The 5,276-nt window shown below is 38.1% G+C and carries 5 protein-coding genes; 4 read left to right on the top strand and 1 reads right to left on the bottom strand.

What is annotated here, in order from left to right; all coding sequences use genetic code 11:
• Nucleotides 1-114: 114 nt before the first annotated feature.
• From AB1488_02440 to AB1488_02425, 4 genes are read left to right on the top strand one after another with little or no spacing between them, the layout of a single operon-like run.
• Nucleotides 115-375, top strand: coding sequence for a transketolase C-terminal domain-containing protein (locus AB1488_02440; GenBank protein MEW6408957.1), 261 nt, complete (start codon nucleotides 115-117; stop codon nucleotides 373-375).
• 2 nt (nucleotides 376-377) lie between these two features.
• Complete coding sequence (locus AB1488_02435) at nucleotides 378-1,496, top strand: DegT/DnrJ/EryC1/StrS family aminotransferase (protein ID MEW6408956.1); 1,119 nt, start codon at nucleotides 378-380, stop codon at nucleotides 1,494-1,496.
• Complete coding sequence (locus AB1488_02430) at nucleotides 1,486-2,289, top strand: class I SAM-dependent methyltransferase (protein ID MEW6408955.1); 804 nt, start codon at nucleotides 1,486-1,488, stop codon at nucleotides 2,287-2,289. The genes AB1488_02435 and AB1488_02430 overlap by 11 nt, the downstream gene beginning before the upstream one ends.
• Entirely contained in the window at nucleotides 2,286-4,247 is a 1,962-nt protein-coding gene (locus tag AB1488_02425) for a nucleoside-diphosphate sugar epimerase/dehydratase (GenBank protein MEW6408954.1), read from the top strand. Before AB1488_02430 ends, AB1488_02425 begins: the two co-directional genes overlap by 4 nt.
• Before the next feature lie 341 nt (nucleotides 4,248-4,588).
• Here the strand turns inward: AB1488_02425 and AB1488_02420 are convergent, their stop codons facing one another.
• Nucleotides 4,589-4,828, bottom strand: a complete 240-nt coding sequence (locus AB1488_02420) for a hypothetical protein (protein MEW6408953.1) — start codon at nucleotides 4,826-4,828, stop codon at nucleotides 4,589-4,591.
• Nucleotides 4,829-5,276: the final 448 nt, after the last annotated feature.

Below are 5,276 nucleotides of genomic sequence, written 5' to 3'. Positions count from 1 at the left end.
AGATTTAGCCATCTTTGCAATCGGCAACATGGTATATACGGGAAAACAACTTTTGGGATTGTTAACGAGAAAAGGGATTAGTGCTACCTTAATAAACATGCACACCCCAAGCCATTGGATATAACCGCTGTTAATCAAATTGCTGAAGTGCACGACATTATTTTGTCTCTGGAAGAACATAATATTCACGGTGGACTTGGCTCTGCCGTTGCAGAGGTGCTTGCTGAAAACAGCTACAGAGGGCATTTTAAGAGAATTGGAATCTCAGATAGCACAGGAAAGCATATTGGAACGGCTGATTATCTGAGAGAAAAACATGGTCTTACTCCTGAAACGATATACAATCAAATTTTGAAGATAATGAAAATCACATAATTATGAAATGGAAGATTAAATTCTTTGATTATCCTCTCCAGTTCAGTAAATATGAAAAAGAATATATCGAAGTCATACAAGATACTCTCTCAAGAGGTGCATATATTCTTGGTGAAGATTTAAAAAGATTTGAGAAAAATCTGGCAGAGTACATGGAGTGTAAATTTGCAATAGGAGTAAGTAACTGTACTGATGCTATCCTCCTTTCCCTTATTGCAGGTGGAGTAGGTCATGGAGATGAGGTAATTTCTGTTTCTCATACTGTGGTAGCAACAATTGAAGTAATCAAATTTCTTGAAGCTAAGCCAGTATTTGTTGACATAGCTGAAGACCATAATATGAATATCGAGCTTATAGAAAATGCTATAACCACTAAGACAAAGGCAATACTGCCTGTTCATCTTAACGGACGGATTTGCTCCAATATGGACAAGCTCTTAAATATAGCTGAAAAATATAATCTTATAATTATTGAAGACGCTGCGCAGTCTCTCGGTGCTACATATAAAAAGAAATACGCCGGGACATTTGGACTGGCGGGTTGTTTTAGCTTTTATCCTGCAAAACTTTTAGGTGCATTTGGAGATGCAGGAGCAGTTGTCACCGATAATGAAGAATTTGCAGAAAAAATAAGGCTGTTAAGAAATCATGGAAGAGGGAAAGAAAATAATGTCAACTTATGGGGTCTTAACTGCCGGATGGATAATCTTCATGCCGCCATTCTTGATTTCAAATTAAACAAATTGAATAGTTGGATTAAGAGAAGAAGAGAAATAGCTCACATATATCATACTGAACTTTCTTTTTTAAATGAATTACGATTACCTTCTTCTCCAGATGAGGATGGTGATTATTATGATGTATTTCAAAACTATGAGATTGAAGCTGAAAGAAGGGATGAACTCGTAAAATATCTTAACCAGAATAGAATAGAAGTAATGCTCCCATGGGGAGGAAAGTGTGTTCACCAATTTAAAGCCCTTGGTTTTAATAATATATACCTGCCGAGAACAGAGGAATTTTTCAGGAAATGTCTAATGCTGCCTATCTATCCAGAACTAAAAAATGAGCATGTGGAATATGTCTCCAGTGTCATAAAAGCGTTTTATAATGCAAAATAAACAGGTTATATTCGATTATTCAACGGTTACAGAAACCCCAGATACCAGAGCATCGCAAGAACAAATCACAAGATTATATACCCGATATCGTTTTGCCTCTGAGTTCTGTGACAACAAGGATGTTCTTGAGGTAGCATGCGGCTCAGGTATAGGGCTTGGGTATCTGGCTAAGGTTGCAAAGTGGGTGGTAGGTGGAGATATAGATGAGAATAATCTAAAGCTCGCACTTGAACATTACAATGGCCATAATAATATCGAAATCAAATTGTTAGATGCACATAATTTGTCATTCAAAGATAAAAGTTTTGATGTAGTAATTTTATACGAGGCTATTTATTATCTTCATGAGCCAGAGAAGTTTGTTGCTGAGGCTCGTAGAGTATTAAGAGATAATGGAGTACTTATTATTTGCACTGTGAATAAAGACTGGGCAGGATTTAACCCGAGCCCTTACAGTCATAAATATTTTTCTACTCTGGAGTTATATGAAATTCTTAATGAGAATGGTTTTATAAATATTGAGATGTATGGTGACTGCCCCGTAAAAACTAATTCCATAAAAGATAAATCTATATTAGCCATCAAAAAAACAGCAGTCACCCTTCATCTCATACCTCAAACAATGAAGGGTAAGGAACTTTTAAAAAGAATCTTTTTCGGCAAGCTAATACCACTGCCTTCTGAAATTGAAGATGGAGTAGCTGAATATATACCACCAGTGCGTATCTCTCATAATTTTCCTGTTAATGACTTTAAAGTCTTGTACGCTTTAGCATTTAAAGGTAAAAGATGACAGTACAGGACTTTGGGAAAATTATCAAAGCATTTCTTCTAAGGAAGTCAAAGCTCAGGCGGACTGTCTTTTTTATATTGGGTGATGGGCTTTTGCTGTCAATAGCATTATATCTTGCCTTTTATCTGAGATTTGACGGAAATATAGAACCTCAATACATAAACAAATTTTTAAATTATTTGCTGGTATTCCTTTCGGTAAAATACATTATCTTTGCTATGTTCCGCCTTTACCACATGAGCTGGTCCTACGTTGGTTTTTATGAATTATTTGATATTTTAAAAGCTAATACAGTCAGTCTCTTTTTCCTCCTTGGGATTATCTTTATGCTTTGGTCACATAGTCTGTTTAAAGGGTTTCCACGCTCTATTCCTCTCATTGATTATGGTATTGCTCTCATGTTTATAGCTATGTTCAGGTCGTCAAAGAGGTTTTACGGACAAATCCGAAGCGGGATAAACCAGACAGATACAAAACGGACTCTCATCATCGGTGCAGGCAATGCAGGGGAGCAAATAGTTCGTGACATGCGAAGGCAGAAAGACAGTCCTTATGTGCCTATTGGTTTCATTGACGATGATGTTATGAAACAAGGTGTTTATATTCAAGGAGTTAAAGTCCAGGGGAATAGAGAAAATATTGCACGCATAGTGGAAAAATTAAAGGTGGATCTCGTTCTCCTTGCTATCCCTTCGGCTTCGTCTCGTGATATCCGTAGTATCCTTTCTCATGTCAGGGAATCTTCGGTAAAAGAGATTAAAACTATCCCGGGATTCAATGAACTGGTGAGTTGGAATATCTCTCTGTCTGATATCAAAGAAGTTCGGGTTGAAGATATCATAGGAAGGGAACAGGTATCCATTGATAAAAAATTTGTAAACAGTTTTATCCAGGGGAAAACTGTATTAGTTACCGGCGCTGGAGGATCAATCGGCTCAGAATTGGTGCGACAGATATTGGCATTTGAACCGAAAAAGATTATTGCCCTTGATATTGATGAGACCGAGATGCATCATATTGAATTGGAACTAAGCCAGCATAGCCGCTTTGAAATAGTGTCTGTGGTTGCTGATGTCCGGGACAGACATAAGATAGAGACTGTTTTTAATGAATTTCTTCCAGATGTGGTATTCCATGCAGCAGCATACAAACATGTCCCCATGATGGAAAAATATCCTGAGGAGGCTGTTAGGGTCAATATTTTCGGCACAAAGACTATGGCAGAAACAGCCATTGCCTGTGAAACTAAGAAGTTTGTACTGGTTTCAACAGACAAGGCTGTCAAACCAACAAACATCATGGGTGCCACAAAGCAAGTTGCAGAAAAAATCGTAAGAGAGCTTAATTCTCTTGGAAAAACCAGATTTATCTCTGTTCGGTTTGGGAATGTTGTAGGTAGTCGTGGAAGCGTAATTCCGACATTTGAGGAGCAAATCCGAAGGGGTGGTCCGGTGACCGTGACTCACCAAGAGATGAAACGTTATTTTATGAGTGTTCCTGAGGCGTGTATTCTAATACTTCAGGCTGCAGCCATTGGGAAAGGAGGAGAGGTATTTCACCTGGATATGGGGGAGCAGATAAAGATTGTGGACATTGCCAAAGAATTAATTCGCCTTAATGGCCTTGAGCCTGACATTGACATTCCAATTGTCTTTACAGGTATCAGGCCCGGGGAAAAACTTTATGAAGAACTTCTTACTGATACAGAAGGCATTGAGCCGACAGTTCATCCGAAAATTTTTATAGTAAAAGATATGTCCAACAATGACGAACATATCCTGAAAAAGGTTATGTTGTTTGAAAATGTCATTCAGAGAAAACAGTGGGCATGGATAAGAAACCTCTTGAAGGACTTTGTTCCAACATACAACCCATCCTATAATCATGCCAGTATATTGGATGTGCCTGAGCGAAGTTACAAAATCGTAAGAGAGAATATGCAAGCTAAAACTCATTGAAAAAATAATTGCATTATTATATTGTTATAGCAATTATCTGCCTCATTAAAAACAAAACCTGCAACAAATAACGGATAACGTGTAACGTTGGTGAAGATGTCTGGAGAATATATGGAAGACCGACAAGAATATGATGACGAGATAAATCTTCTGGACTATATTAATGTGCAAAAAAGATAAAAACCGGTTATATGCTTCGCAGGTTTTTCTCACTGCTAAATGACGAGCAGATTGACAAGTTTTTAAAAATTGCAATGAATAATGGAGTTATGGATCTTATACACCAGAATGCCAGATTTGACTGGCACGGTGATTTAATCTTTTCCTTGATAAGGCATTCCTTATTTAAAATACTCCCTGCCCTCTATCCTGACTGAATGATCCAGCCTTCTTTTCTTTAAATCTGTAAACCCCGTTAGAAAACTCACACGGGGCATTAAACCCCGTGTTCGTAAAATAAGGAATAACCCTGTGGCAAGCCACAGGGCATTTTCTAACGGGGTAAAATCACTCTCGATGTTATCGTCCCACAACTGTCTATACAAAACTATGTTCCATAACATTTTCAGACCACCATTCATTCCTCCAGAGACACACCCTAAGACCTAACATTATCTTTATGTGGATTCCAAGACACCTGAAGGAGATAACTGGAAGTACTGCCTTGTTCTTTCAAAGAATATTCTCAAAAACCTGAATATTTCTCTTGAATACCTGAGAAGAAAAAATCTCTCCAACATAGCCCTGTATGAGTATGAGAAAAATCTCTATTCGGTAGGGGTGAGTTGGAGATGGTAAAGGAGAATTACAGTTCGTTGAATTCCTCTATTGTAAGACCTGCCTGGCGTATCAATTTACGAAGCAGGCCGGGACCAAGTTCATCACACAGTGACTTCAACAATTCGGGCAGAGTCAAAGGACTTTTTGGATTCCATCACTTCAAGCCATCCTTCAACAGCTTCTTTAATATTGGCAATGGCTTCTTCATAAGTCTTCCCTTAAGAAAGACAACTTGGAAGGGCAGGAACC

The organism is Nitrospirota bacterium (assembly GCA_040756155.1).
In the GTDB taxonomy this organism is placed as follows: domain Bacteria; phylum Nitrospirota; class Thermodesulfovibrionia; order JACRGW01; family JBFLZU01; genus JBFLZU01.
Note: the sequence above shows the minus strand (reverse complement) of the source record. Positions and strands in the feature narration are given on the sequence as shown.

Bases quoted from the DNA above. Each gene is read 5' to 3' on its own strand.
- AB1488_02430 (MEW6408955.1), top strand. From the start codon at position 1,486: ATGCAAAATAAACAGGTTATATTCGATTATTCAACGGTTACAGAAACC.
- AB1488_02420 (MEW6408953.1), bottom strand. From the start codon at position 4,828: ATGAATGGTGGTCTGAAAATGTTATGGAACATAGTTTTGTATAGACAG.
- AB1488_02435 (MEW6408956.1), top strand. From the start codon at position 378: ATGAAATGGAAGATTAAATTCTTTGATTATCCTCTCCAGTTCAGTAAA.
- AB1488_02425 (MEW6408954.1), top strand. From the start codon at position 2,286: ATGACAGTACAGGACTTTGGGAAAATTATCAAAGCATTTCTTCTAAGG.